Here is a 24,944-nt window from a genome sequence, read left to right on the forward strand (position 1 = left end):
GGGCCGCCCTCCTCCGCATCCGCAGCAGCCGAACCGGAACCCTTGGAGGACGCCGCCGGCTTCTCGGCATCCGCCGAACCGGAACCCGGCTTCACCGCACGCGGGTCCGCATCGGCCGGGCCGGAACGGTCCTTCCCCGAGTCCTTCTCGGCATCGGAAGCGGAATCAGAAGCGGAACCCGGCTTGACGGCACGGAAGGCGGCCGTGCGCTCATCGCCGGCGGCGGGCTTCGCCGGGGCGGAGCCGGGCTTGACCGTACGGAAGACCGCGGTGCGCTCGCCGGCGCGGGCGGGCTCGTCCGCCTCGGGAGCGGGGTCCGTGGTCACCACCCCGAACGCGGTGGTGCGTACGTCCCCGGACGGCTTCTCGGAGGGCTTCCCCGACGGCTTCTCGGACGGCTTCTCGGACGGTTCCTCCGCCTCCGCGGACGGCTTCCCGGAACCGGAACCGGCCTCGCCCGGCGCCTTCTCCGCGTCCGCCGAAGCGGAACCCGGCTTCACGGCGCGGAACACGGCCGTGCGCTCCCCGTCGGCAGCCTCCGTACGCGACTCCCCCGACGGCTTCCCGGAACCGGAACCAGCTCCGCCCGGCGCCTTCTCCGCGTCCGCCGAAGCGGAACCCGGCTCCTCGGCGTCGGCGGCCGGCTCGCCGGTACCCGCCTCGTCCGCCGGAGCGGACTCCGGCTCCGGGGCCTGTGCCTGGCGGACCACGGCCGCCTTCGGGGTCCCGCCGTCCCCCCGGGCGGGCTCCGGCTCCGGCTCCGCGTCCTCTTCGGCCGTGGCGACCCAGGCCGCCACGGCCTCCTTCAGGGGGTCGCGCGGCTGGAAGACCGACAGCCTCGGGTCCTGCTCCCCGGACGCTCCTTCATCTACCGACTTGTCGGGGGACTCGCCCGCCACCGTTCCTCCTCGATCGCTGTCCGGTCACTGTCCGAACCGTCTAACAGTGTCCCGTCTAGGGGGCATCGCCCACGTGCTAGACGAGAACGACATAGCTACTGGTTCCCCCACAAAGCATCCAGGCGCTCTCGACAGATGAATGTGAGAGGCGTCACCCTGTCACTCATCCACGCGGGGAGGCATGGATGGGCAGGAGCCGCAGAACAATTCCGGAGGAGCTTCTGCTGCTCGCTTTGGACCCGGCCACGGGTACCACGGCGCAGCCGCAGTCGCTCGACCTCGGCCTGGCCGGGGCACAGCTAGTGGAGCTGGCTCTGGCAGGACGGATAGCCCCTGACGGGGATCGTATCGCCGTGGTGATGCCACGGCCGACAGGAGATCCGACTCTGGACTCCGCACTGGAACTGCTGCGCAGGCGCGGCAGCCCGGTACGGGCCGTCCACTGGATCGGCGGACCCCGCCTGGGGCTCCGCCAGATTTACCTCGCTCATCTGGAGCGCTGCGGCATGGTCCATGCCGTCGCGGGACAGATGTGCGGGGTGCTGCCGACGACTCGCTACCAGGCGACCGACACGGCGATCAGCCGGGAGATCCGTGCCCGGCTGGACAGTGCGATCCGCACCGGCGTACCGCCGGACCCGCGGACCGCGGCGCTCGCCGCACTGGCCCACGCGGTCGGACTCGGCAAGCACCTGTACCCCGGCAACGAGGGGCGGTCGTCCAGGTCCCGGCTGCGGGACCTGATCCGGCACGACCCGATGGGCGGTCTCGTCGCGCACGCGGTGATGGACGTCCAGAACGGTGTGGCCGCACAGCCGCGCCGCGACCGGGCCGTCCAGCCGCAGCCGCAACCGGCCGTCCGGGCCACGGCGGCCGCGGGTGTTCCGCTGCAGCCGCGCCGGACGGGTGCGATGGCCCGCGTGGCCGCGCACTGAGCACAGGCGCCGGCACCGGCGCCGGTACGACCCGCACGACCCGCGACACCCCTTGATCCGCCAGCGGGTCACCGATCCAACGGATCCACGGATCCGCGGATCCACAGATCCACCGACACCGCGACCGGCCGTCCCCCAGGACCCGGTCCCGGAGCCGCCCGCGCGGGGTGGCGAGGCCGAAGATACGGCTTCGCCACCCCGCGCGCCGCTTTCCCGCGTTCCCCAGCGCCGTCGCACCCTTCGGTGGCAGTCTGCTGAACACCAGACACTCAGCGAGACAGCTACAGAAGAAGGCGGAGGTGCCGTCCACGTGGCGTCCAATGTCAATCCCACCGTCCGACGCCGCCGACTGGGCATGGAGTTGCGCAAGCTCCGTGAGGACAAGGGCATGACGGCCGAACAGGTCGCCGAGCGCCTCCTCGTCTCCCAGTCCAAGATCAGCCGTCTGGAGAACGGCCGCCGGTCCATCAGCCAGCGCGACGTCCGCGACCTGTGCGAGGTGTACGAGGTCGAGGACCCCCGCCTGGTGGACTCCCTCATGCAGATGGCCAAGGACTCCCGCCAGCAGGGCTGGTGGCACGCCTTCGGCGACATCCCGTACAGCGTCTACATCGGCCTGGAGACCGACGCGGCGAGCCTGCGCACCTACGAGCCGCAGATGGTGCCCGGCCTGCTCCAGACCCCCGAGTACGCCCAGGCCCTGATCCGCGGCGCGCTGCCGGAGACGGCTCCGGCGGATGTGGAGAAGCGCGTCCAGGTCCGCATGCACCGCCAGAAACGGTTGTCCGAGACGGACAACAACAATCCGGACGTGGGTCCGCTGCGCCTGTGGGCGGTGATCGACGAGGCGGCGCTGCGCCGGCACGTGGGCGATCCGCAGGTGATGATCCGGCAGCTGGAGTACTTGATAGAGCAGTCGCAGCAGCCGTACATCACGGTGCAGGTGATGCCGTTCACGATGGGTGCCCATCCGGGGGTCAACGGGCAGTACGCCATTCTGGAATTCCCGGACGCCTCGGACTCGACCGTCGTCTACATCGAGGGCGTCACGAGCGATTTGTACCTGGAGAAGGCCAACGACGTCCAGAAATACAGCGTGATGTACGAGCACCTGCGCGCCCAGGCCCTCAACGTCGACCAGACCAGGCAGTTCATCTCCGGGATCATCGACCACTACGCGGGCAAGGCGAACTGACCTGGACCGACCGGGAACAGAGCGTCCACCCACCGCCGGAGGAACGGGCGCAACGGGAGGAAGAGGACGGAAGTGGAAGAGGGGCCAGCACGGTACACCGTCGATCCCCGGCCACAGAAGGCCTGAATGGAATATGCCACCCGGTCGAGTGAATGCCTCCTTCGGTCTTCGAGTGCTGCCGGTAGCGTCGATCACGTCGGTCAGGAAAATCCCCGGCCGGCGCGCAACCGGAACTACTCGCTGAACCGGAGAAGAACATGGCTATTCGTCAGGGCGGCACGGAAAACTGGACCAAGTCCTCCTACTCCGGCGGAAACGGGGCCTGCGTCGAAGTCAAGTCCCCCGTCACGGAGGCCATCGCCGTCCGCGACTCGAAGGTGCAGGACGGTCCGTCCCTCTCCTTCGCGCCGGGTTCCTGGACCTCCTTCGTCACCGGTGTCGTCGACGGCGGACTGGAGCACCTCGCCTGAACGTCACCCGTCGCGCTCGGCACCACGACCACCCCGAGCACCCCGTACGGAGCCCTCTCGACCGGCCCGCCGTCCTGGCCGAGAGGGCTCGGCCGTGCCCGGCGCGCCTCAGCGCAGCTGGTCCACGTACCGGTCGGTCCCCGGCACGGTCGGAACGAACGGCGCCACCAGCTCCACCCGCCCCAGGCCCGACTCCGCGACCTCCGTGTCCAGCCCCTGGAACCGGTCCCAGCAGGTGCGCGGGTCGGCCTCGAGGAACCACAGCAGCGTGAGCCGGCTGTCGACCCCCTCGACCTGCTTGACGTAGGTCATCCGGTCGCCGGGCAATGGGGTCGGCCGGAAGACGGTCACCAGGGCGGCCGGGGAGCCCTGGAGCCGCCCCGGCAGGACCCGCGCGCGCAGCCGTTCCAGCAGTTCCGCCCGCCGCTCCGGCCCGTCGGCGTCGACGACCTGGAGCACGAGCCCGGCGTACGGATGGTCGAGCGCGTGGTAGTCCCGGGGGCCCGCGGCCCCGTCCCGGTAGACCGTGGCCTCGTGGTCCTGGAAGGCCGTGAAGACGTGCGTGCGGTCCTGGTAGACGCGGCCGTCCCGGTTCAGCCGCTTGTTGATGCCGACGGTCCACTTCATGTGCTCGTCGTAGCGGCCCTCCGTCACCCAGTACGTCGACAGGTAGCACCCGGCGGTGACGGGCTGGGCGACCGCCGACTTCTCGGGGTAGCGCAGTTCCCGGAGCTCGCGGGTGGCCACCCAGCGGCGGCCGGCGTACATCCAGGGCATGGCCATGGCGCCCGCGTAGTAGTGGTCGTCCTCGTACCAGCGGTTGTACGCGTACTCGTGCCCCGGGTGCGGCTCCACCATGGTGATCAGGGCGTGGCCGGGGCGGACCCCGTACGGGCCGACGGCCGCCAGTTCCGCGTAGTCCCCGGCCCGGGTGTCCTGTGGTTCCCGCTCGTCTCTCGTCATGCCTCCCGTCTACCTGATGCAGCGTCAGTTGTGGAGGGGGCGGGCGGTGTTCAGCCCGCGGACGGGTAGGTGCCCTCTGCACCTTTCCCCGCTAGGCTGCGCCCCACCCGCCACCGGAGGAGCCGCCCCATGCCCGCGAGCACCGTCGCCGCCCTGCCCCCCTTCGCCTCCCGCGCGAGCGCCGTCGGCAGCTCGCCCGTACGGGAGATCCTGGCGCTCACCGAACGCCCCGGGGTGATCTCCTTCGCCGGGGGCCTGCCCGCCCCGGAACTCTTCGACACCGAGGGCCTGCGGGCGGCGTACGACACCGCCCTGACCGGCGCCGGAGCCGCCCGGGCCCTCCAGTACTCCACCACCGACGGCGTCCCCGAGCTGCGCGCGGCCGTCGCCGCCCGGGCCGCCGCGCGGGGCCTGGCCACCTCGGCGGACGACGTGCTGGTCACCACCGGCTCCCAGCAGGGGCTCACCCTGCTCGCCGCCACCCTCCTGGAGCCCGGCGACACGGTGCTCGTCGAGAACCCCACCTACCTGGCGGCCCTCCAGTGCTTCGGGCTGGCCGGCGCCCGCGTCCTGCCCGTCCCCTGCGACGGGCACGGCCTGCTCCCCGACGCCCTCGCCGAGATCACCGCCCGGGAGCGGCCGAAGCTGCTCTACACCATCCCCACCTTCCAGAACCCGACCGGGCGCACCCTGCCGGCCCGGCGGCGGGCCGAGGTGGCCCGTATCGCCGCGCGGCTCGGGCTGTGGCTGGTGGAGGACGACCCGTACGGCGACCTCCGCTACGAGGGCGCCCACCAGCCCTGGATCGCCGCGCACCCGGGCGCCGAGGACCGCACGGCCCTGCTCGGCAGCTTCTCCAAGGTCATGGCCCCGGGTCTGCGCCTGGGCTGGCTGCGCGCCCCCGCCGCGCTGCGCCGTGCGGCGGTGGTCGCCAAGCAGGCGGCGGACCTGCACACCTCGACGGTGGACCAGCTGGCCGCCGCCCACTACCTCGGCGCCCACGACCTCGACGCCCACGTCGCCCGGGTCCGGGACGCCTACCGCACCCGCCGCGACGCCCTGCTGGCGGGACTCGGCGGGGCGCTCCCGCCGGGCTCGGAGTGGAACCGCCCCGAGGGCGGCATGTTCGTGTGGGCCCGGCTCCCCGAGGGGTCCGACGCGGGCGCCCTGCTGAAGTCCGCCGTGGCGCACGACGTGGCCTACGTGCCCGGGGCCCCGTTCTTCACGGGCACCCCGGACCCGCGCACGCTGCGGCTGTCCTTCACCACGCACACCCCGGAGGAGATCACCGAGGGCCTGGAGCGGCTCCGGCGGGCGCTGGCCTAGCCGTAGAGCTCCTCGATCTCGGCGGCGTAGCGGCGGGCCACCTCCGCGCGGCGCAGTTTCAGGGTCGGGGTGAGGGTGCCGGCGCCGACCGAGAGTTCCTCGTCCAGGACGCGGAAGGCGCGGATGCGGGCCGGGCGGGAGACGGTGGCGTTGGCCGCGGCGACGGCCTCCGCCACCAGGGCCCGTACGGCCGGGTGCGCGGCCGGGGCGGGCCCGAGGTCGAGGGACCGGCGGGCCGCCCAGGCGGCGACCTCCGCGGTGTCCAGGGTGATCAGGACCACCGGGTGGGGGCGGCGGTCGCCGATCAGGACCGCGCGGGAGACGAAGCGGGAGGCGGCCTGGACGGCGAACTCCACCTCGGTCGGGGTGATGTTCTTCCCGGCCGAGGTGATGATCAGTTCCTTCTTGCGGCCGGTGATGGTCAGGAAGCCGTCGCCGTCGAGTGCGCCCAGGTCGCCGGTGTGCAGCCAGCCGTCCGCGTCCAGGGCCCCGGCCGTCGCCGCGGGGTTCGCGTGGTAGCCGGGGAAGACCATCGGGCCCCGGGCGAGCACCTCCCCGTCCGGGGCGATCCGCACCTCGCAGCCCGCCACCGGGCGGCCCACCGTGCCGTGCCGGACGGCGTCCGGGTGGTTGAGGCTGATGACCCCGCCGGACTCGGTCATCCCGTAGCCCTCGAACACCCGGATCCCGCAGGCGCGCAGGAAGTCCAGGGTGGCGGGGGCGATCGGCGCCCCGCCGGTCAGGGCCCACTTCAGCCGGCCCCCGAAGGCGGCCCGGACCGGGGAGCAGAGCGACTCCTCCGCCGCCTCCCATGCCGGGCGCAGCTCCTCGGGCAGGGCGCCGTCGGCCGCGCGCACGCCCAGCCGGACCGCCTCCTCGAAGCGCTCCCGGCCCCCCTCCTGCCCCTCCGCCAGGCCGAGCACCACCGCATGGACCTTCTCGAACAGGCGGGGGACCGACGGCAGGTGCGTGGGCCGGGCCTCGGCCAGCTCGGCCACCACGTCCTCCACCCGGCCGCCGAAGTAGCACAGCTCCCCGCCCTCCAGCAGGGTGGTGAACTGGATCAGCTGCGCCAGCAGGTGCGCCAGCGGCAGGTACAGGTACGTCGAGTCGCCCGGCCCGCCCCGGACCAGCGGGAGGGTGGCGTCCTGGACGGCGCCGAGGTTGCCGTGCGTCAGCCGGCAGCCCTTGGGCGGGCCCGTGGTCCCCGAGGTGTAGACGATCGCGGCGTCCGCGTCGGGGGTCACTGAGGCGGCCCGGGCGGCCAGTTCGGACTCCGAGGCCCGCGGCGGCCGACCCGACACGTCCACCCGGCCCCCGCCGCCCGGCGCATCCGCCGCACCCCTCCGCCCCCCGCCGCCCGGCCCGCCCGGTCCGTCCAGTCGGCCCACTCCGCCCGGCGCGTCCATCCGTACGACCTCCCGCAGCGCCGGCAGCTTCGGCCGCAGGGCCTCCACCCGGGCCGCCTGGGCGGCGTCCTCGCAGACGGCCACCACCGCCTGCGAGTCCGACAGCACCCAGGCCAGCTCCTCCTCCCCCGCCGTCGGGTACACCGGCACCAGGACCGCGCCCGCCGCGAGGATCCCGAAGTGGGTGCAGGTCCACTCGGGCCGGGTCTCCGCGAGCACCGCCACCCGCTCGCCCGCCGCGACGCCCAGTCCGAGCAGCGTCCGCCCGCTCTCGCGTACGGCCGCGCCGAGTTCGGCGTACGTACGGGTCGTCCAGCCGTCGCCGCCGTCCGGCGGGCGGAAGCGGAGCGCCGTGCCGTTGCCGTACCTCTCCTCGGTCCACTGGGTGAACACCGCCAGCGTCCTCGGCCGACCGTCCATCGCGCGCCCTCCCGGCATAGGTGACCCCCCGATGGTGGGCACCCGCGGCCCCGCCCGGCATGACCGGAAGCGTCACCCCCGCTGACCCCGGCGCTCATTGGGGCTACCGTCGAAGCCATGGGGAGGCGGACGATCACCGTGCACCACGTGCGCGCCGTGCTCGCGGGGGCGCGGCGCGCCGGCTGCGACCTGGTGCCGCTGCTCCAGGAGGCGCAGATCCCGCCCCTGCTGCTCGGCGACGACCGGGCGCGGATCACGCCCGCGCAGTTCGCGCGGCTCTTCCGGGCCCTGTACCGGACCACGCAGGACGAGTTCCTCGGGCTGTCCGCCGTCCCGAGCCGCCCGGGCACGTTCGCGATGATGTGCCACGCCTGCCTGGGCTGCCGGGACTTCGGTGCGGCCGTGGAGCGGGCCGCCGCGTTCTACGGGCTGTTCCCGGGCGGGCCGGAGCTGGCCCTGGAGACCGGGGGCGGGCAGGCGCGGTTCACCGTGCGCAGCACCTTCGACGGGGACGAGGAGCGCTTCCTCAGCGAGTGCGTGCTCGCGATCTGGCACCGGCTGGGGAGCTGGCTCGTCGGGCGGCGGATCCCCTTGGCGCAGGCCTGCTTCGCCTATCCGCCGCCGCCGCACCGGGACGAGTACGACACCCTCTTCGGCTGTCCGGTCCGCTTCGGGGCCGAGCGGACGGAGGCCGTCTTCGACGCGTGCTGGCTGACCGCGCCGCTGGTACGGGACGAGGCCGCGCTGGACGCGATGCTGCGCCGGGCCCCCTTCGACCTGCTGGCGCGGCCCGAGTACGGGACGACGGTCGCGGAGCAGGTACGCCGGACCCTGACGCGGCGGCTGCGCGGCTCGCCGCGGCTGCCGGAGCTCGGGGAGGTGGCTGCGCGCCTGGCGGTCTCCCCGGCAACGCTGCGGCGCCGCCTCCAGCAGGAGGGGACCTCCTTCCAGCAGCTCAAGGACCAGGTGCGGCGGGACGCGGCGATCGCGGGGCTGGCCGAGAGCGGGGAGCCGATCGCGGAACTCGCCGCCAGGCTGGGCTTCTCGGAGGACACCGCCTTCCACCGCGCGTTCCGCCGCTGGACGGGCACGACGCCGGGCGCGTACCGCATGGCCTCCGGCGGGTAGCGCGCGGGCGCTCCGGCCGGGGCGGCGTGGCGACCACGGCTTCGCCCTCCCCGCCTGTAGCCCCGGGCGGGGGCGCGGCGCGTCCCGGGCGGGGTGGGAGGCCCGGTCAGGAAAGGTGAGCTGTCCGGTCAGCGACGTGCCGACCGGTCGGTCAGTACCTTCGCCTCACCCGCCCCCACCCTTACGCACGTTGGGAGTACCGCCCATGCGTTTGCGCAGCAGCACCGCTCTGGCCGCCGTGGCCGCGACCACCGCCCTGGTCTTCTCGGCGCAGGTCCCCGCCGCCGGTGCCGACACGGCGGCCGCCGCCGGCCGTCCCGGCGATCTCGTCAGCAGCGCCCCCTCCGCCTTCCACCCGCTGCCCGGCCAGCCCACCGGCACCAAGGCCTGGAAGGTGCACTACCGCTCCACCACCGCCGACGGCGCCCCGAACGTCGTCTCGGGCACCGTCATCGTCCCGCAGGACGGCCGCACCGGCCCGCGCCCGCTCATCACCTACGCCGTCGGCACGGTCGGGCTCGGCGACTCCTGCGCCCCGAGCAACAACCTCCCGAACGGCACCGCCATGGAGGCCAACCTCATCCAGCAGTACACCCAGCGCGGCTGGGCCGTGGTCGTCACCGACTACGAGGGGCTCGGCACCCCCGGCCTCCACACCTACACCGTCGGCCCGTCGGCGGGCCACGCCATGCTCGACGCCGCCCGCGCCGCGATCCGCCTCCCCGAGGCCGGCCTGCCGGCGGACACGCCCGTCGGCATCATGGGCTACTCGCAAGGCGGCCAGGCCGCCGGCTGGGCCGCCGAGTTGCAGGGCTCGTACGCGCCGGAGCTGAAGGTCAAGGGAACGGCGACGGGCGGCGTCCCCGCCGACCTGCTGAAGGTGGCCGCCGCCAACAACGGCTCCTTCGGCTCCGGCCTCATCTTCATGGCGGCGGCCGGGCAGGACGCGGCCTTCCCGGAGCTGGAGCTCGACACGTACCTCAACCCGGCGGGCCGCGCGCTCGTGGGCGGGATGAAGGAGAACTGCGTGGCGATCGACGCCGTCGCCGGCTCCTTCAAGCGGATCTCCGACCTCACCACCCGCGACCCGCTCGCGCAGCCCGACTGGCAGGCCCGGCTGAACCAGAGCCGGCTGGGCCGCACCGCCCCGGCCGCGCCGGTGCTCCAGTACCACGCGCTCGGGGACGAGCTGATCCCGTACGCGGTCGGGCGGCAGCTGCGCTCCGAGTGGTGCGCGCGGGGCGCGGACGTCCAGTTCGACACCATCGTGCTCGGCGAGCACGTCAGCGGTGTCATCACGCACTCCCTGGCGGTCGGTGCCTGGATGGCGGACCGCTTCGCGGGCCGCGCGACCCGCCCCGACTGCTAGGCCGTGTGCCGCTCATGTCCCGCCGGCTCACTCCCCGGCGGGGCAGGAGCGTGTGCCGGCCGGCAGTCTGCCGCCGGTCAGGAAGTCGTGGACGTACCCCCGGACACACGCGGAGGCGGTGTAGCCGGTGTGGCCTTCGCCCTTGTAGTCGATCACCACCGCCGAGCCGAGCCGGCGGGCCGTCTCCTCCGTCCACTCGTACGGGGTCGCCGGGTCCCCGCGCGTGCCGACGAGGAGCATGCGGGGCGCGCCGGGGCGGTCGATGCGGCGGATGAAGTCGGTGCCGGCGGGCCGGCCGTAGCAGGACAGCACGGTCATCAGCTGGCCCGGCCCGAAGACCGGCGAGGTGCGGCGGAACTCCGCCTCCAGGTCGTGGATCTCCTGCGCGATGGCGTGCGGGGTGGCCTCGTCGTTGCTCCGGTCGGGGTCGTCGGCGCAGTTCACGGCGGTGAGGGCGGCCTCGCCGTTGTCCTCGGGGATCTTGGCGGGGCCGTCGTCGGTCTCCTCTTCGGGCGGGTTGCCCAGCTCTTTCAGGGCGGCCGGGTCCCGGTCGCGCTCGACCCGGGCGAGGGCCTCGGCGAGGTCCGGCCACAGGGTCTTGGAGTACAGGGCGGCGCCGATCGCCCCGACCGCGTCCTGGCCGGTGAAGTGCGTGCCGTCGGTGCCGGTCAGGGGGCGCGCGTCGAGCCGTTCGACGAGTTCCTCGATCTTCTCCCGGGCGGTGCGGGTGTTCGTGCCGTAGACGCAGCCGTTCTGGTGGGCGCACCAGGTCAGGAAGTTGTCCAGGGCCCGCTGCTGGCCCCGCGCGGAGACCAGGGCCTGCTCGGCGAGCGGTTCGCTGAGGGTGTCGACCCCGTCGAGGACCATCCGGCCGGTCGTCTTCGGGAACTGCGCGGCGTAGACGGCGCCGAGCCGGGTGCCGTAGGAGAAGCCGAGGTAGTTGAGCTTCCTGTCGCCGAGTGCCTGGCGGATGCGGTCCATGTCCCGGGAGACGTTGACGGTGCCGATGTAGGGCAGGACGGGCCCGGAGTGCAGCGCGCACCGCTGGGCGACGGCCCGCAGGGCGGCCAGCTGGGAGGCGGCGTCCTCCGGCACGTCGTCGCCGGTCTGCTGGTTGCCGCCGCAGGAGACGGGGCTGCTGAGGCCGACGCCCCGCGGGTCGAAGGCGACGAGGTCGTAGCGCTCGCCGAGCTCCGCGAAGGCCTTGGGGTCGGCGGCCAGGGAGGCGATCCCGCGGTTGCCGGGGCCGCCGAAGTTCAGCAGCAGGGAGCCGAGGGGCCTGCGGCCGGGGGCGGTGGCGGGGATGCGGGCCACGGCCACACGGGTGGTGCCCTTGGCGGGGTCCGCGTAGTCGAGGGGGACGGTCACCTCCGCGCACCGCATCCCCTCGGGCGGGGCTTCCAGGGGGCAGTCCCCCCACCGTATGCCCGCGGCCGGGCCCGGGCCGGGGGCTGCCCCGAGGGCGGCGGCGACGACCAGTGCGCAGGCCGCGCCGGCGACCGTACGGGGCAGGAAACGGGGCCGAAAGGGCCGGGAAAAGGGCTGTGGAAGGGGCCGGGCATGGGGACGGGAACGGGGACGGGACACTGCGCCCTCCTCGGGTCGCCCCCCGGACCGGTCGGCCCAGCCCACCATAAGCGGGCTCCGCCGCCCCCGCCCCTCGACGGCCGCGGGCGCTCAGGCGGTGCGCGGCGCCCGGTACAGCTGCTCGATCTCCCTCGCGTAGTCGCGGGCGATGGCCCCGCGCCGGAGCTTCAGCGAGGGGGTCAGGTGTCCGCGTGCCTCGGTGAACTCCCCGGGCAGGACGGTGAAGCGGCGGATGGATTCTGCCCGTGAGACCAGCTTGTTCGCCTCGTCGACCGCCCGCTGGAGCTCGGCCAGCAGTTCGGGGTCGGCGACCAGCTCGCGCAGCGGCACGTTCTGCTTCTTGTGCATCTGCCGCCAGTGCGCCAGCCCGTCCGGCTCCAGGGTGAGGAGGGCGGCGATGTAGGGGCGGTTGTCGCCGATGACCAGGCACTGGCCGACCAGGGGGTGGGCGCGCAGCCAGTCCTCCAGGGGCGCGGGGGCGACGTTCTTGCCTCCGGAGGTGATGATCAGGTCCTTCTTGCGGCCGGTGATGGTCAGGTACCCGTCGGCGTCGAGCTCGCCTATGTCGCCGGTGGCCAGCCACTGTCCGGGCTGGTGGGCGGACACGTTCCAGTACCCGGCGAAGACGTGCCGGCCGCGCAGCAGCACCTCCCCGTCGTCGGCGATGCGCACCGCCGTCCCCGGCAGGGGCCAGCCGACCGTGCCGAGCCGGGGGCGCTGCGGCGGGGTGACGGTCGCGGCCGCCGTCGTCTCCGTGAGCCCGTAGCCCTCGAAGACGTCGATGCCGGCGCCGGTGTAGAAGGCGGCGAGCCGCCGCCCGAGCGGGGAGCCGCCGCTCAGGACGTAGCGCACGCGGCCGCCGAGGGCCGCCCGGATCCGCCGGTAGACCAGCGGGTCGTACAGGGCGCGGGCCGCCCGCAGCCCCATCCCGGGCGGGTTGCCCCCGCCCGCTTCGCCGCACCGCTGGGCGATGCGGGCGGCCCGGTCGAAGGAGGCGGCGCGGCCCATCTTCTCGGCGGTGGCGCGGGCGGTGTTGTAGACCTTCTCCAGCACGTAGGGGATGGCGAGGAGGAAGGTCGGCTGGAAGCCGGCGAGGTCGGCGAGCAGGTCTTCGGTGCTGATGCTCGGCGCGTGGCCGAGCTTCACCCGCGCGCGCAGGCAGCCCACGGCGACCATCCGCCCGAACACGTGCGAGAGCGGCAGGAAGAGCAGCGTGGAGGCGGGCTCGTTGGTGGCGGATCTGAACACGGGGTGCAGCAGCTCGACGGCGTTGTCGACCTCGGCGAAGAAGTTGGCGTGGGTCAGGACGCAGCCCTTTGGCTGACCGGTGGTGCCGGAGGTGTAGACGAGCGTGGCGACGGAATCGGGCGTACGGGCGGCCCTGCGCGCGTGCACGATGGCGTCGGGCAGGTGCTCCCCGGCCTTGACGAGCCGGGCCAGCGCGCCGGTGTCGAACTCCCACAGGTGCGCCAGCCCCGGAAGGTTGGCGCGCTCGGCGCTGATGAGCCGGGCCTGGACGGTGTCCTCGACGGCGCAGGCCACGGCCCCGGAGTCGTGGATGATCCAGCGGGCCTGGACGGCGGAGGAGGTCGGGTAGACGGGTACGGTGACCAGCCCGGCGGCCCATCCGGCGAAGTCGAGCAGGGTCCACTCGTAGGTCGTGCGGGCCATGATGGCGAGCCGGTCGCCCTCGGCGAGCCCCTCGGCGATCAGCCCCTTGGCGACGGCGAGCACCTCGCGCGCGAACTCGGCGGCCGTGACGTCCCGCCAGCTGCCGTCGCGCTCCTTGCGGGCGAGCACGGCCTCGCGGGGGGCCTCCCGGGCATTCTGGAACGGGATGTCCCCGAGGGACCCGCTCGCCGCCGGGCCGACGAGGGCCGGCACGGCCACCTCGCGCACCACGCCGCCCACGATCGTCTTGACGGGCTCGACCGGCTTCGGCTCGGCTGCGTCCACGGCGTTCTCCTCGGTCGTCGGGGTGTTACCGCCGGTAATCTACGCACGCCCCGGCGCCCGGGACCACCCCCCGTACGCCTTCTCCCCGCCAGCTCCACACCCCGTCGACGGGACCACCCCCTGGCGCGCACACGCCACCCCGCGGGACTGCCGGAACGCCTGCGTCCCCGGGCCCGTACCCGGCAGAATCCGGGGAGGGTCCCGCCCCCACCCCGAGGAGCCGCCGGTGTCGCCCCAGGAAATCGAGCTGACGCTCACCCCCGCACAGGCCGCCGCGGGGGCCACCGTCTCCGTCTCCCTTCCGGCCGGCCCGCAGCGCATGCGCATACCCCCCGCCCGCAACGGCGACCTCGTACGGGCCCGCGTCGGCGAGACGGAAGTCCTGCTGCGCATAAGGGTGTCCGGGCCACCGGCACCGCCGCCGCCGGTGGCGCCGCAGCCCGCGCGGACGGGGAAGAGCGGCGCCCTCGGGGGCCTGCTGGCGCTCGGGGTCGTCGCCGCCGTGGTCATCGGCATCGTCGTCACGAGCAACGACGACCACTCCCACAGCGCGTCCGCCTCCTCGTCCCCGACGGCCGAGTCGACGTACACCTCGGACCCCTCGCCGACGGACAGCACGCCCACCTACGACCCGCCGACCTACAGCCCGCCGACGCGCACCCCGACGACCGAGCCCACGCCCGACCCCACCCCCACCACCGCGGCCCCCCGCCCCTTCGAGGCGGGCACCTGCCTCAACGGCGAACTGCCCGACTCCACCACCGCGCAGCGCGTCAGCAACATCGACGAGGTCTCCTGCTCGGCGGACGACGCCCACTACCGGGTCATCCAGCGCTTCCCCGGCACCTCGGACATGAGCCGCTGCGACGAGAACTCCCGCACCGAGTACGGCTTCTCGTACCAGTACACGATCAACGGCAGCGTCGTGAACGAGTACGTCTACTGCCTGATCGGCCTCGGCTCCTACTCCCGCTCCTGACGGGCCTGCCGGACCGCGGCCGGCGTGCGGTCACTCGCTGCGGCCGCCGTACGCGCCGAGCAGCGCGCACTCGCGGGCCGTCGCCGTCACCGGGCGTTCGCGCAGGATCGCCCGGGCGCGGTATTCGCCGAGGCTCGTGGCGTACCAGGGCGCCTCCTCGGCCTCCCGCAGCTGGTCCCGGATCCCCATCAGGGCGCAGGAGCGGCGGGGTTCGGGCAGCCGGTCCAGGTAGGGGGCCGCGTCCGCCGACAGGTCGCGGAGGTAGGCGAGGTCCAGCTTGCCGTCCTGCTCGTAGCGGGTCACGTTGCTCTCGGCGATGATCCCGTCGGGGGACAGCAGGCCGAAGGCCAGGACGGTCGCCGCCGCGCTGCCGACCACCGCACGGGCCAGCCAGCGCCCGCCGGCGATCCCGGCCGCCATCAGCAGCACGATCACCAGGCCCAGCCACAGTTCCATCGTGACGACCGACAGCCGCAGCCGGGTCAGGCCGTACGCGTCCACGTACAGGTCCATCCGGCGCACCGCGGAGGCGACCACCACCAGGGTCAGCAGGCACAGCGTCCCCAGTACCGAGCGGACCAGGCGCCGGTCCCCGGCACCCCCGCGCGGCGCCCAGCGCAGGGCGAGCGCGATGACCCCGAGGACGAAGACGGTGGCCCACAGCAGCTGCCAGAACCCCTGGCGCGCGTACTCGGCGTACGTGAGCCCCGTGCTCTCCAACACCGTGTCGTAGCCGCCGAACAGCACCGCCAGCTGTACCGCGTTGAAGCCGGCGAAGAGCAGGTTGAGCACGATCAGCGGCAGGCTCCACTCCACCCGTGAGCGCGCCTTGCCCGGCGTCCGCTTCATCCGGTCCCACCGGTGCGGGGCCGCGGCCGTGCGGGCGAAGGCGAGCGCGAGGACCGTGCCGAGCAGGAAGAGCAGGATCCGCCAGGGTCCCTCCGCCACCGGGATGTCGGGGCTGAGGCCGCCGAGCAGATCCGCGAAGGCCGCGTCGGCGGAGGCGAACAGCGCCCCGAACACGATCAGCAGCACCACCGCCACCACGGCCGCCTTGGCGACGGGCACCCAGCGCTCCCGCCCCGCCCCGCCGCCGCGCGCCCGCACCCCCGCCCAGGCCCAGCCGACGCCCGTGACCGCGCTGTCGACGAAGCCGAGCGGGCCGAGCAGCACGCCGGGCCACCGGCGGGTGCCGTGCAGGGCCAGCGCGGCCAGCAGCACGGCGGCCAGGATCGCCAGCGTGGAGGGCCAGGCGGCGTCCCGCAGCGCCGGCACCGTGAGCAGTGCGACGCAGCCGGCGGCCCACACCAGGCTCCAGGGCCTGGCCTTGCGCCCGGCCGCGCGGGCGGCGGCGTACGCGGCGACCATGGCGGGCAGCGCCGCGAGCAGCAGCCCGGGGCCCATGCCCTCCCCGAGGACGACGGCGGTGGTGAGCCCGGCGGCGAGCGCGGCCACCAGGGTGACGGTGTGGACCGGGGCCGCCTCGGCGGGGCGAATCCGCCGCCACATCGAGTTCGCCGCCTTCGCGGCGGCCGCCTCGCGTGCCTGCTGCTGGCGCATCCGGTGCTGATAGGCCAGCCAGCCCCGCCAGGCGGCCGGGTCGTGACCGGGCATTCCGGGGGCGGGCGGGGCGAGCGGAGCGGGCGGCGGCGGCGGAGCGGGCTGAACCGGCGCCTCGGCGGGTCCGCCTCGTTCCGCCTGTTCGGGCGCGTCGGCGTTGTCGGACATCGGGTCCCCTCCCCTGTTGCGTGGCCGTCAGGGTAGGCCCGCACCCCCGGGTTTTGAACACATTCAACTGCCCCTTGTGGCAAGACCGTGACAGACCCTCCCGGCGGCTCTCCCCGCTGCGGGTCAGACGCACTCGGACGTGGCCTTGACCGGCGTCCAGTCCGACGGGCCCACGAGGTTGACCGCCCGCACCTGGAAGCACTGCTTCTCGGCGGGCAGTCCGGTCCAGGTGAGCGACGTGCTGTTCGGGGTCACCTTCTTGATCTGCCGCAGGGTGCTGTCGGAGACCTCGTACCACCTCTCGTCGGTCGCCTGGTCGCTCCACTCCACCACCACGCGCGTGGGGTCGGCGGCGTCCCTCGTGGCGACCACGTTCGACGGCTCGGCCGGACTGCCGAGGCCGATGCCGGTGCCGCCCGCGTGCTTCAGGCTGAAGGTCACCCGGGCGTAGTCGTCGGAGCCCGCCTCGCCGTTCTCGGCGGCCAGCTGCCAGTTGGTCAGGCTCTTGCCGGGCATGAAGCCCTGCTGGATCCCCTGGTCCTCCCCGTCGAGGTCGTTGTTCAGGCAGTCCGAGCCCTCGAAGAGCCGGAGCGTGGGGGAGACCACCGCCAGCTCGGAGGACCTGAGCGTGATCCGCACGGTCAGTACGCCCCGGGTCTCTCCGCCCACGCAGGACTCGGCGGTCAACGTGTCGGTCGCCTTGTCGTGGCTCATCTGCGCCACCCGCGTGAAGCCGATGGTCCGCGTGGTGCGGCCCGAGGCCAGGCTCGGGGCGTCCGACACCGTCAGGCTTCCGCTCAGGGTGATGGTGTGGGTGCTGGCCGCCTCCGCGGACGGGGCCGTCCAGACGCACACCAGGGCAAGCGGTACGGCCGCTGCCGCACCGGCGGCACGTCGCATCCTCATCGTCCTACCTCTCCATCACCCCGAGCTCACTTGTTCAGGCAGTTCGCCCGGTACGCCTCGTCGAAGGCGGTGTCGTAGCCCAGTGCGTAGCCGTTCTGGAAGGCGAGGATCAGCGGGTCGGGCTGCTTGGGCGGCACGAGACGCGCGTGGGTGCGCGCGAGGAGGCACGCCTTGCCCTCGTCCCGCCCCCAGGTCTCCCCGGAGGACTTCCCCGCGGCGAACATGCTCTCCTGCGTCTGCTGCCGGGGCTGCGGTTGAGGCTGGGGCGGGGGCTGGGGGTTGTTCATCGCGGCGCACGCGGCCTTGTTGGCGGCCGCCGACTTCGCGTAGGCCTGGTTGTACCCGTACGTGTAGCCCTCGGCCTTGCCCTGTACGAACGGGCTGGGGTTGGGCGGGACCAACGGCGGCAGCGTCTTGCGGCAGATGGGCGGCTTGCCATCGCGGTTGCCGGAGCTGGAGCCCTGGAGGTAGCCCTCACGACAGCCGCGGTGGTACGGGTCCTGACCCTGGGTCAGCCCGTGGCAGATGGTCGGCGCCTTCGCCGCCGTGGCGGACACCGTCGTGGCCGTCGGCACGGCGGCCGGCGGCCGGGCGCCGGCGGGTACGACCGTCAGCAGCACCAGCGCGGGTGCGGAGAACAGGACGAGCGGGCCCAACGCCCGCCGCCGGAGGTGGCCGGTCATGGTCGCCCTCCCGGATACGGGTGGATCCGGCCCGGCCCGGTTGTGTCGGGCGGGCCCGGCCCACGGGCGGTCCCCGGGCCCGCGGGCGGGTGCCGTGACCCGGGGCGGGCGCAGGGCGTGACCCCCTCAGTCTAGGCGCCCGCACCCCGGCCCGCCCGGTCGCGCCCCCGCCGCAACGGCACTGTCCAGGGGCGGGCGTTCGGCACGTCACGGCCCGTACGACGGCCGGGCGCAGGGGCTCCGGGGCTCCGGTCGACAGCCTCGGGGAGACGGGGCACGATGGAAGGGACGGACTGCCTCCGGGGCCTGCCGTTGCGCATGGAGCGCACCGCCCCGCACAGTTCCGATCTGTGGACCGGGGCCGATGCGGCGTCATTCCCTCCGCGGTGCCGCCCCGCTCCGGCCATGCCCCCTCCCCCACCCCCAAGGTGAGGAACGACATGAACAAGCGCACCCGTACCACCCTCTTCATCCCCCTGGCGGCCTGTTCGCTCGCCCTGGGTTCGGCCACCGCCGCCTCGGCCGCGACCCCCACGACCACCCAGGCCGCACCCGCGGCCCAGTGCTTCGTGGAGGCCAAGGCCAACGACGCGACCAAGGTGGTCGTCACCGGTGAAGGATTCGACAAGGCCAAGGGAAAGGTCACCGTCGACCAGACCGACGGCGACGGCGGGTCCCTCGTGACGGTGGGCGCCGACGGCAAGTTCTCCGCCCTCGACCTGCCCCTCGGCAAGTACTCGGCCTCCCAGTCCGGCGGCGGCAAGGTGACCTGCCTGGGCGGCCAGGAGGCACAGGACGCGGTCAACAGGAACTTCATCGAGAAGGAGCGCAAGCGCGGCGCCGCAGAGGGGTTCGCCGACGGCAGGGAGCTGGCACAGTCCGGCGCCTGTGACGCGCCGCCGAAGCCGCAGCTGAAGCCCAACCAGGGCCTGACCGCCGACAACGAGGCCAAGAAGAAGGCGGACGAGGCCTACACGAAGGCCTACACCGCGGCGTTCGGCACCGCGATCAAGCAGTTCTGCCCCAACTGATCCGCTCCCCCTCGGATCCTCGGTCCGGGCCGGGCCCGCAGTCGCTGCGGGCCCGGCCCGTCGGGCTACGCGGCCAGGGGCGGTGCGGGCGGGCAGTCGCGACAGCGGCCCGGTTCGATGGCCCGGAAGGCGCGGTCGCAGCCGTCGCAGTTCTGCAGCGGGTCCGGCCGCCGGGCGTGCCGCGCGGGGGGCGGGGTCACCGGCATGTGCGGCGGGATCCCCTCCCTGAGGCGGTGCCCGATCAGCGCGGCCGGGCTGCGCAGGTCCACGGGCAGGCCCCCGGCCAGCACCTGGCGCACGGCCTCCGGCTCGGCCCCCCGGTCCAGCCAGGCGGCCACCCCGGGGGCGAGCCGCTGTACGTCCCGCTCGGCGAGCAGCAGCCGGGGGTCGTCGCGGCGCAGCCGGGCGAGCAGGTCGGCGGCGTCCTGCCGGGCGGTCGCCCCCGGCTGCGGGGCGGGCTCCGGGGCGGGCTCCCGGGCGGGGGCCGCCTCCGGTTCGGGCTCCGGTACGGGGGCCCGGTCGGGCGGCGGCGGGTCGTCCTGCGGCGGGACGGCGGCGCGCGGCCGGTTGTAGGACACCGTCCGGGTCACGAGCCGGCCCTCGGGGGTCCGTACGCGGCTCCGCTCCAGGTACCCGGCGGCCTCCAGCTCCCGCAGCGCGGCGGCGATCCGGATCTCCCCCTCCGGGAAGCGGGCGGTCAGCTCCTTGATGCCGATCCCGGTACCGGCGGGCAGCGACTGGATGTGCACCGCGAGGCCGATCGCCACCAGCGACAGGACCGGGTGCTGGGCCAGGTGGTTGCCGATCACGACGTAGTGGTCGGTGTGCCGCACGTTGACGTGGACGACACCTGATGGGATGGTCCCGCCTCGAACACGGGACGCCGCGCGCGCACGCACGTTAATCTCTTTGGACGCCATGGGGAAGGGCTTTCTTCCTGCTTGGTGAGGCCCTCGCTCGGGATGCCAGTCCCGGCGGGGGCCGTCTCAGTTCTGTGGTTGGCGGGCCGAGCATATGCCCGGCAACCACCCCGGAATCCAGCCGAGTTGTCACAGTTCACCCGAGAGAGTGAGCGGGGGCCGGAGGGGGGGTTGGGTGGATTTACCTCCGTACTTAAGGGGTTATGTCGAGGGTCGCCGGATCCTGGCGGCCCGCGCCCCGGATGAGTACGCGGACCGGCCGGCAGTGAGTATCCGGGCGCAGGCGCACCGCTCCCGCAGCCGCTTGGCTGGACCCGTGAACGACACGACCTCCGCATCCGACACCGCGCTGACCTGGGGCACGGTCCTGGCCGTGGCCCTGAGCCCCGTGGCCTTCGTCTTCGGGGCCCTGGCCGGGATGGCCTCGGAGGTCCACCCCGAGGCCGTGGCGGTCGTCATGGTCTTCTGGTTCGCGTCCTGGACCCTCACCCCGGTCCTCGCCGTGGCCTGCTGGCTGCTCCGGCGACGCCCCGCCCTGGCCACGGCCGCATGCTGGGCGGGCTGGATCGCGGTGGTCCCGCCTCCGGTCACGATCCTTCTGGCGAGCCGCCTGTAGGCAGGTCCACCTCCGCCCACACGGCCTTGCACGGCGGCGGCCCCTGCTCCACCCCCCACCGGTCGGCCAGCGCCTCCACCACCGCCAGGCCCCGGCCGCCCTCGGCGTCGGCGTCCGCCTCCCGGGGAACGGGGATCCGGTCGCGGCGGGTGTCCACCACCTCGATCCGGAGCGCCCCGCCGCGCAGGCTGAGCACCACCTGGAAGTCCCGCCCGGGCACCCGCCCGTGGGTCACGGCATTGGCCGCCAGCTCGGCCACGATCAGCGCGGGCCCGTCGGTGGGGAGCCCCCACGCGCGGAGCTTCTCCACGACGAGCTGCCGGGCCTGTCGGGCGCCACGGGGCGTGGCGGGCAGCTGGACACCGAACTGATGTGCAGAGCACCAGATTTGAGTCGTCACCTCACCCAGCGTGCAGCGGCGTGGCTACCGTGAGAAGCGGTACCGCCGGTGCGTCCGGGGTTTGTCCCGCGCTTGTCCGGTGCTGTCCGGGCTGTCCTGAAGTCCGTAGGGGCAGGGGGTGTTGAGGATTTCGGCGCGTCGGAGGTGGGGCACGCATGGCGGTGGACAACGACGGTACGGAAGACGCGGGCTGGGAGATCGACCCGGAGGACGAACAGGGAGCGGCGGTCCTGGCGGCACTCGGCCGCCAGCTCAGGGCGTGGCGCGAAGAGGCGGGCATGAGGGCCGCCGACTTCGGCACGGAGGTCGGGTACGGCGAGGACCTGGTCCGCAAGGTGGAGGCGGGCAAACGGATCCCCCGCCCGGAGTACCTGGACAGGGCGGACGAGGTACTGCGGGCAGGCGGCAAGATCACGGCCATGAAGGCGGACATGGAGCAGGTCCGCTACCCGAAAAAGATCCGGGATCTGGCCAAGATGGAGGGTCGGGCGGTCGAGATCGGCGCCTACAGCAGTCACAACATCCACGGCCTGCTCCAGACCTCCGAGTATGCGTCCGCGTTGTTCGGGATGCGACGGCCGGCGTACTCCCAGGACGAGGTGAACCAGATTCTGGCGGCCCGCATGGCCCGCCACTCGATCTACGACCGCGCCCCCGGCCCGGCGCTCAGCTTCGTCCAAGAAGAGGTCACCCTCCGCCGTCGCATCGGGGGCACAATGGTTCTGCGTCGACAGCTCGAACACCTGCTTGCTGTCAGCCAACTGCCCAACGTGGAGTTCCAGGTCATGCCAACCGACGTCGAAGAACACGCGGGCATGGGTGGACGAATCCAAGTACTGAAGTTTCCAGACGGCACCGCAGTGGGCCGGTCTGACGGGGCATTTCACGGACGTCCCGTCTCAGACCCGAAGCAGCTCAGGATCCTTGAACTGCGCTATGGCATCATCCGAGCTCAGGCGCTCACGCCGCGAGAGTCGATGGCGTTCATCGAGGAACTGCTGGGAGAGACATGATCCGCAACCCGGAGCTGGACTGGTTCAAGAGCAGCTACAGCAGCGGCAGCGAAGGCGACTCCTGCGTTGAGGTGGCGCACGCCTGGTTCAAGAGCAGCTACAGCGACAGCAGCGAGGGGGACGACTGCGTCGAGGTGGCCACCACCCCCGCCGCCATCCACGTCCGCGACTCCAAGGACACCGCCCTCCGCCCCCTCACGTTCACTCCAGCCGCCTGGACGGGCTTCCTTGCTACACAATGACCCCTGCGTGGCAGAGGTTGACGTAGAGCAGGGGGCGGCATGCAGCCGGAGGAGCAGCTGGCCGGGCGGTACCGGCTGGACGAGCGGCTCGGGCACGGCGGCATGGGTGAGGTGTGGCGGGCGTACGACGTCGAGCTGGGCCGGGCCGTGGCGGTGAAGGTGCTGCGGGAGTTCGACGCCTCGGAGGAGCTGCTCGGCCGGTTCCGCCGCGAGGCGTCCATCGGGGCGCGGCTCCAGCATCCCGGCATCACCGTCGTCCACGACATCGGCCGCCACGACGACCGGCTCTTCATCGTGATGGAGCTGCTGGAGGGGCGGGACCTGTCCGACCTCCTGGCCCGCTCCCCCGGCGGCGGCCTCGCCCTCCCCCAGGTGCTCGACCTCGCCCTCCAGGCGGCGGAGGCGCTGGCGGCCGCGCACGCGCAGAAGGTGGTGCACCGGGACCTGAAGCCCGGGAACCTCTTCCTCCTCGCCGACGGCCGCCTGAAGATCTGCGACTTCGGCATCGCCCGCACCGCCGACGCCACGGGCGGGCTGACCGTGACCGGCCGTGTCTTCGGTACGCCGCCCTACATGTCCCCCGAGCAGTGGCGGGGCGAGCACGTCGACGGGCGCTGCGACGTGTACGCCCTGGGGTGCGTGCTGTACGCGCTGCTGACCGGCGCTCCGCCGTTCCACGGCACCGACCAGGCCTGGGTGCTGATGCGGATGCACCTGGAGGAGGAGCCGCCGGCCCTGGACACCGTACGGGCGGACGTGCCGCCCGCCCTCCTGGAGCTGGTGGCCTCGATGCTGGCCAAGGAGCCGGCCGAGCGGCCCGACGCGCCGGCCGTCGCGGAACGGCTGCGCGCGCTGCTGCGGCAGCCGGCCGTGCGCGACGTACCGACGGTGGACCTGCGGGACCCTGCCCCGGCCGCACCGCGGCCCAGCCGCCGCAACGTCCTGCTCGGCGGGCTGGGGGCGCTGGCGGGGGTCTCGGGCGGGACGTACGCCGTACTGCGGCTGACCGGCGACAAGAGCAACGGCAGCGAGGGCTCCGGCGGCGGCAACTCCGACGACGCGAACGGCGGCCCCGGCACGGACGGCGTGCGCCTGGCGTACGAGGTCAAGGACCACACCGGCCCCGTGCAGTCGGTGACGTTCAGCCCGGACAACAGGTACGTCGCCAGCGGCGGCAACGACCGCAGCGTGCGGGTGTGGAACCTCCTCGGGCAGGGGGGCCTCAACCCCTTCGACCGCCATGACACGACCGTGAGCTGCGTGCTCTACAGCCCCGACGGCACGACCCTCGTCGGCGGGAGCGGCAGCGCCCTCCACCTGTACGACGTCTCCAGCCTGAGCCCCGCCGGCGTCCTGACGGGACACACGGGGCCGGTGCGCACGGTGGCGTTCAACCCGGACGGCAACACCCTGGCCAGTGGGGGCGACGACAACACCATCCGGCTCTGGGACTTCCTGAACCGCTCCCCCACCCCCGTCGCCACCCTCACCGGCCACACCAAGCCGGTGACGTCCCTGGCGTTCAGCCCCGACGGCAAGACCCTCGCCAGCGGCGGCAACGACGGCACCATCCGCCTCTGGGACTACGCGAGCCGCACCCCCACCGGCACGCTCACCGGTCACACCAAGCCGGTCGCCTCGGTGATGTTCAGCCCCGACGGCAAGACCCTCGCCAGCGCCGGCGCCGACAACACCATCCGGCTCTGGGACGCGGTCACCCGTACCGCCGACGGCACCCTCACCGGCCACAACAGCGCTGTCCGGTCGGTGGCATTCAGCCCGGACGGCAAGACCCTCGCCAGCGGCGGCGGCCGTACCGTCCGGCTGTGGGACGTGGCGACGCGCGTCCACCGGGCGACCCTCAACGGGCACTCCGCCGCCGTCAGCTCGGTGGCGTTCAGCCCGAACGGCACCTTCCTCGCCAGCGGGAGCGAGGACACCACCATCCGGGTGTGGAAGCTGCGCTGACGGCGGCGAAGATGGCCGGATGACGTCCATCGACCTGCCCGAGGACCGGGGGTGCCTGCGCTGGGTGCTCGCCGTGCCCCTGGCCCTCGTCTACCTCCCGGCGGCCTACTTCTGCTGGATCGCCCTGGTCCTGCGGCCCGGCTCCCCGTACGACCGGCTGCACGACGACGTGCGCTTCACCGCCGGCGTCTCGGTCTTCCTCTGCTTCCTCGGCCTGCTGCTGACCGCCGTCCCCGTCTTCCACCGCAACCTCGGCCGCTGGTGGTACGCGGCCCCCTTCCTCCTCGCCGCGGTGGCGTACTGGCGGGGTCAGACGGTCTGAGGACGCTCGTCCCCAACGTCTTCCACCGGCACGGGCCGGCACCGCTGACACCGCCGAACGCGTACGGCGCGACGCCGACGCCTACCTCGGGTTCCTCACCACCCGGCCCGAAGTCGCCCCCGGACCGGTCGCCGTGACCGGCTACTGCATCGGCGGGCTGCTGGCGGCGCGCACCGCCGCGGCCCACCCCGGCCGGGTGGCCGCCGTCGCCGCGTTCCACGCTCCCGTGGGCGCGGACGGGCCCGGTGTCCTCGCCGGGATCAGCGGCCAGGTGCACTTCGGCCACGCCGAGAGCGACCTGACGCCCGACGCCCTGGCGGAGCTCAACCGGGGCCTGGACGCCGCGGGGGTCGCCCACACCTCGGAGATCTACCCCGACACCGTCCACGGCTTCACCATGTCCGACAACGACGCCTGACCGGCGTGCGAAGGGGCGCCCCGGATCGGTGAGATCCGGGCGCCCCTGGCCGTACGGCGTG

At 73.6% G+C, this 24,944-nt stretch carries 22 protein-coding genes and 2 pseudogenes; 14 read left to right on the top strand and 10 right to left on the bottom strand.

Annotation, left to right across the window (positions count from 1 at the left end; genetic code table 11):
* Positions 1 to 899, bottom strand: a pseudogene (locus ACZ501_RS28745) (hypothetical protein); the annotation flags it as partial.
* Between the two features lie 185 nt (positions 900 to 1,084).
* Between ACZ501_RS28745 and ACZ501_RS28750 the strand changes: the two are divergent.
* The 3 genes from ACZ501_RS28750 to ACZ501_RS28760 all read left to right on the top strand — a co-directional run bounded on the left by ACZ501_RS28750 (position 1,085) and on the right by ACZ501_RS28760 (position 3,499).
* On the top strand, positions 1,085 to 1,834 hold the full coding sequence (locus ACZ501_RS28750) for a GOLPH3/VPS74 family protein (RefSeq protein ID WP_361605036.1): 750 nt from the start codon (positions 1,085 to 1,087) through the stop codon (positions 1,832 to 1,834).
* A 310-nt stretch (positions 1,835 to 2,144) separates the two neighbouring features.
* Positions 2,145 to 3,029 carry a helix-turn-helix domain-containing protein gene (locus tag ACZ501_RS28755; protein ID WP_361605039.1) on the top strand — a complete coding sequence of 295 codons (885 nt, stop codon included), beginning with the start codon at positions 2,145 to 2,147 and terminating at the stop codon, positions 3,027 to 3,029.
* A gap of 257 nt (positions 3,030 to 3,286) precedes the next feature.
* Positions 3,287 to 3,499 carry a DUF397 domain-containing protein gene (locus ACZ501_RS28760; RefSeq protein WP_362455681.1) on the top strand — a complete coding sequence of 71 codons (213 nt, stop codon included), beginning with the start codon at positions 3,287 to 3,289 and terminating at the stop codon, positions 3,497 to 3,499.
* A 108-nt stretch (positions 3,500 to 3,607) separates the two neighbouring features.
* Here ACZ501_RS28760 and ACZ501_RS28765 read toward each other — a convergent pair whose 3' ends face one another.
* Entirely contained in the window at positions 3,608 to 4,462 is an 855-nt protein-coding gene (locus ACZ501_RS28765; protein WP_468799377.1) for a hypothetical protein, read from the bottom strand.
* Between the two features lie 129 nt (positions 4,463 to 4,591).
* Here ACZ501_RS28765 and ACZ501_RS28770 point away from each other — a divergent pair, with 129 nt between their 5' ends.
* Positions 4,592 to 5,788 (top strand): aminotransferase-like domain-containing protein, encoded by a 1,197-nt coding sequence (locus ACZ501_RS28770; protein WP_468799379.1) that lies wholly within the window; start codon positions 4,592 to 4,594, stop codon positions 5,786 to 5,788.
* Here the strand turns inward: ACZ501_RS28770 and ACZ501_RS28775 are convergent.
* On the bottom strand, positions 5,785 to 7,617 hold the full coding sequence (locus ACZ501_RS28775; protein WP_468799381.1) for an AMP-dependent synthetase/ligase: 1,833 nt from the start codon (positions 7,615 to 7,617) through the stop codon (positions 5,785 to 5,787). The genes ACZ501_RS28770 and ACZ501_RS28775 overlap by 4 nt on opposite strands.
* 117 nt (positions 7,618 to 7,734) lie before the next feature.
* Here ACZ501_RS28775 and ACZ501_RS28780 point away from each other — a divergent pair, with 117 nt between their 5' ends.
* Positions 7,735 to 8,745 (top strand): AraC family transcriptional regulator, encoded by a 1,011-nt coding sequence (locus ACZ501_RS28780; protein WP_468799383.1) that lies wholly within the window; start codon positions 7,735 to 7,737, stop codon positions 8,743 to 8,745.
* Positions 8,746 to 8,950: 205 nt separating this feature from the next.
* Positions 8,951 to 10,114, top strand: coding sequence for a lipase family protein (locus ACZ501_RS28785; protein ID WP_361605056.1), 1,164 nt, complete (start codon positions 8,951 to 8,953; stop codon positions 10,112 to 10,114).
* Between the two features lie 27 nt (positions 10,115 to 10,141).
* Here ACZ501_RS28785 and ACZ501_RS28790 read toward each other — a convergent pair whose 3' ends face one another.
* A complete protein-coding gene (locus ACZ501_RS28790) occupies positions 10,142 to 11,749 on the bottom strand; it encodes an alpha/beta hydrolase (protein WP_468799385.1) in 1,608 nt (535 codons plus the stop codon).
* A gap of 42 nt (positions 11,750 to 11,791) precedes the next feature.
* A complete protein-coding gene (locus ACZ501_RS28795; protein WP_468799387.1) occupies positions 11,792 to 13,657 on the bottom strand; it encodes an AMP-dependent synthetase/ligase in 1,866 nt (621 codons plus the stop codon).
* Between the two features lie 226 nt (positions 13,658 to 13,883).
* Here ACZ501_RS28795 and ACZ501_RS28800 point away from each other — a divergent pair, with 226 nt between their 5' ends.
* Positions 13,884 to 14,636: an LppU/SCO3897 family protein gene (locus tag ACZ501_RS28800; protein WP_468799389.1), complete on the top strand. Its 753-nt coding sequence runs from the start codon at positions 13,884 to 13,886 to the stop codon at positions 14,634 to 14,636.
* A gap of 30 nt (positions 14,637 to 14,666) precedes the next feature.
* Here ACZ501_RS28800 and ACZ501_RS28805 read toward each other — a convergent pair whose 3' ends face one another.
* The 3 genes from ACZ501_RS28805 to ACZ501_RS28815 all read right to left on the bottom strand — a co-directional run bounded on the left by ACZ501_RS28805 (position 14,667) and on the right by ACZ501_RS28815 (position 17,953).
* Complete coding sequence (locus ACZ501_RS28805) at positions 14,667 to 16,364, bottom strand: DUF4153 domain-containing protein (RefSeq protein ID WP_468799391.1); 1,698 nt, start codon at positions 16,362 to 16,364, stop codon at positions 14,667 to 14,669.
* 123 nt (positions 16,365 to 16,487) lie between these two features.
* Positions 16,488 to 17,270, bottom strand: a complete 783-nt coding sequence (locus ACZ501_RS28810; protein ID WP_361605068.1) for a fibronectin type III domain-containing protein — start codon at positions 17,268 to 17,270, stop codon at positions 16,488 to 16,490.
* Positions 17,271 to 17,296: 26 nt separating this feature from the next.
* Positions 17,297 to 17,953: a hypothetical protein gene (locus ACZ501_RS28815; protein WP_468799393.1), complete on the bottom strand. Its 657-nt coding sequence runs from the start codon at positions 17,951 to 17,953 to the stop codon at positions 17,297 to 17,299.
* 440 nt (positions 17,954 to 18,393) lie between these two features.
* Here ACZ501_RS28815 and ACZ501_RS28820 point away from each other — a divergent pair, with 440 nt between their 5' ends.
* The gene (locus tag ACZ501_RS28820) at positions 18,394 to 18,984 is read left to right on the top strand and encodes a hypothetical protein (RefSeq protein ID WP_361605074.1); all 591 of its coding nucleotides are present in this window, start codon (positions 18,394 to 18,396) and stop codon (positions 18,982 to 18,984) included.
* Between the two features lie 65 nt (positions 18,985 to 19,049).
* Here the strand turns inward: ACZ501_RS28820 and ACZ501_RS28825 are convergent, their stop codons facing one another.
* Positions 19,050 to 19,904 (bottom strand): helix-turn-helix domain-containing protein, encoded by an 855-nt coding sequence (locus ACZ501_RS28825; protein WP_468799395.1) that lies wholly within the window; start codon positions 19,902 to 19,904, stop codon positions 19,050 to 19,052.
* 316 nt (positions 19,905 to 20,220) lie between these two features.
* On the opposite strand from ACZ501_RS28825, the gene ACZ501_RS28830 reads away from it, so the two are divergent.
* On the top strand, positions 20,221 to 20,520 hold the full coding sequence (locus ACZ501_RS28830; RefSeq protein WP_468799397.1) for a hypothetical protein: 300 nt from the start codon (positions 20,221 to 20,223) through the stop codon (positions 20,518 to 20,520).
* Here the strand turns inward: ACZ501_RS28830 and ACZ501_RS28835 are convergent.
* Positions 20,492 to 20,920, bottom strand: a complete 429-nt coding sequence (locus ACZ501_RS28835; protein WP_468799399.1) for an ATP-binding protein — start codon at positions 20,918 to 20,920, stop codon at positions 20,492 to 20,494. The genes ACZ501_RS28830 and ACZ501_RS28835 overlap by 29 nt on opposite strands.
* Before the next feature lie 155 nt (positions 20,921 to 21,075).
* Here ACZ501_RS28835 and ACZ501_RS28840 point away from each other — a divergent pair, with 155 nt between their 5' ends.
* The 5 genes and pseudogenes from ACZ501_RS28840 to ACZ501_RS28860 all read left to right on the top strand — a co-directional run.
* A complete protein-coding gene (locus ACZ501_RS28840; protein WP_468799401.1) occupies positions 21,076 to 21,933 on the top strand; it encodes a helix-turn-helix domain-containing protein in 858 nt (285 codons plus the stop codon).
* Positions 21,930 to 22,175 (top strand): DUF397 domain-containing protein, encoded by a 246-nt coding sequence (locus tag ACZ501_RS28845; protein WP_468799403.1) that lies wholly within the window; start codon positions 21,930 to 21,932, stop codon positions 22,173 to 22,175. The genes ACZ501_RS28840 and ACZ501_RS28845 overlap by 4 nt, the downstream gene beginning before the upstream one ends.
* Positions 22,176 to 22,214: 39 nt before the next feature.
* The gene (locus ACZ501_RS28850) at positions 22,215 to 24,143 is read left to right on the top strand and encodes a WD40 repeat domain-containing serine/threonine protein kinase (RefSeq protein WP_468799405.1); all 1,929 of its coding nucleotides are present in this window, start codon (positions 22,215 to 22,217) and stop codon (positions 24,141 to 24,143) included.
* 19 nt (positions 24,144 to 24,162) lie between these two features.
* Positions 24,163 to 24,465 (top strand): hypothetical protein, encoded by a 303-nt coding sequence (locus tag ACZ501_RS28855; RefSeq protein ID WP_362455718.1) that lies wholly within the window; start codon positions 24,163 to 24,165, stop codon positions 24,463 to 24,465.
* A pseudogene (locus tag ACZ501_RS28860) lies at positions 24,402 to 24,880 on the top strand (dienelactone hydrolase family protein); the annotation flags it as partial. The gene ACZ501_RS28855 and the pseudogene ACZ501_RS28860, both read left to right, overlap by 64 nt.
* Positions 24,881 to 24,944: the final 64 nt, after the last annotated feature.

Source organism: Streptomyces sp. NPDC034085 (assembly GCF_055575555.1).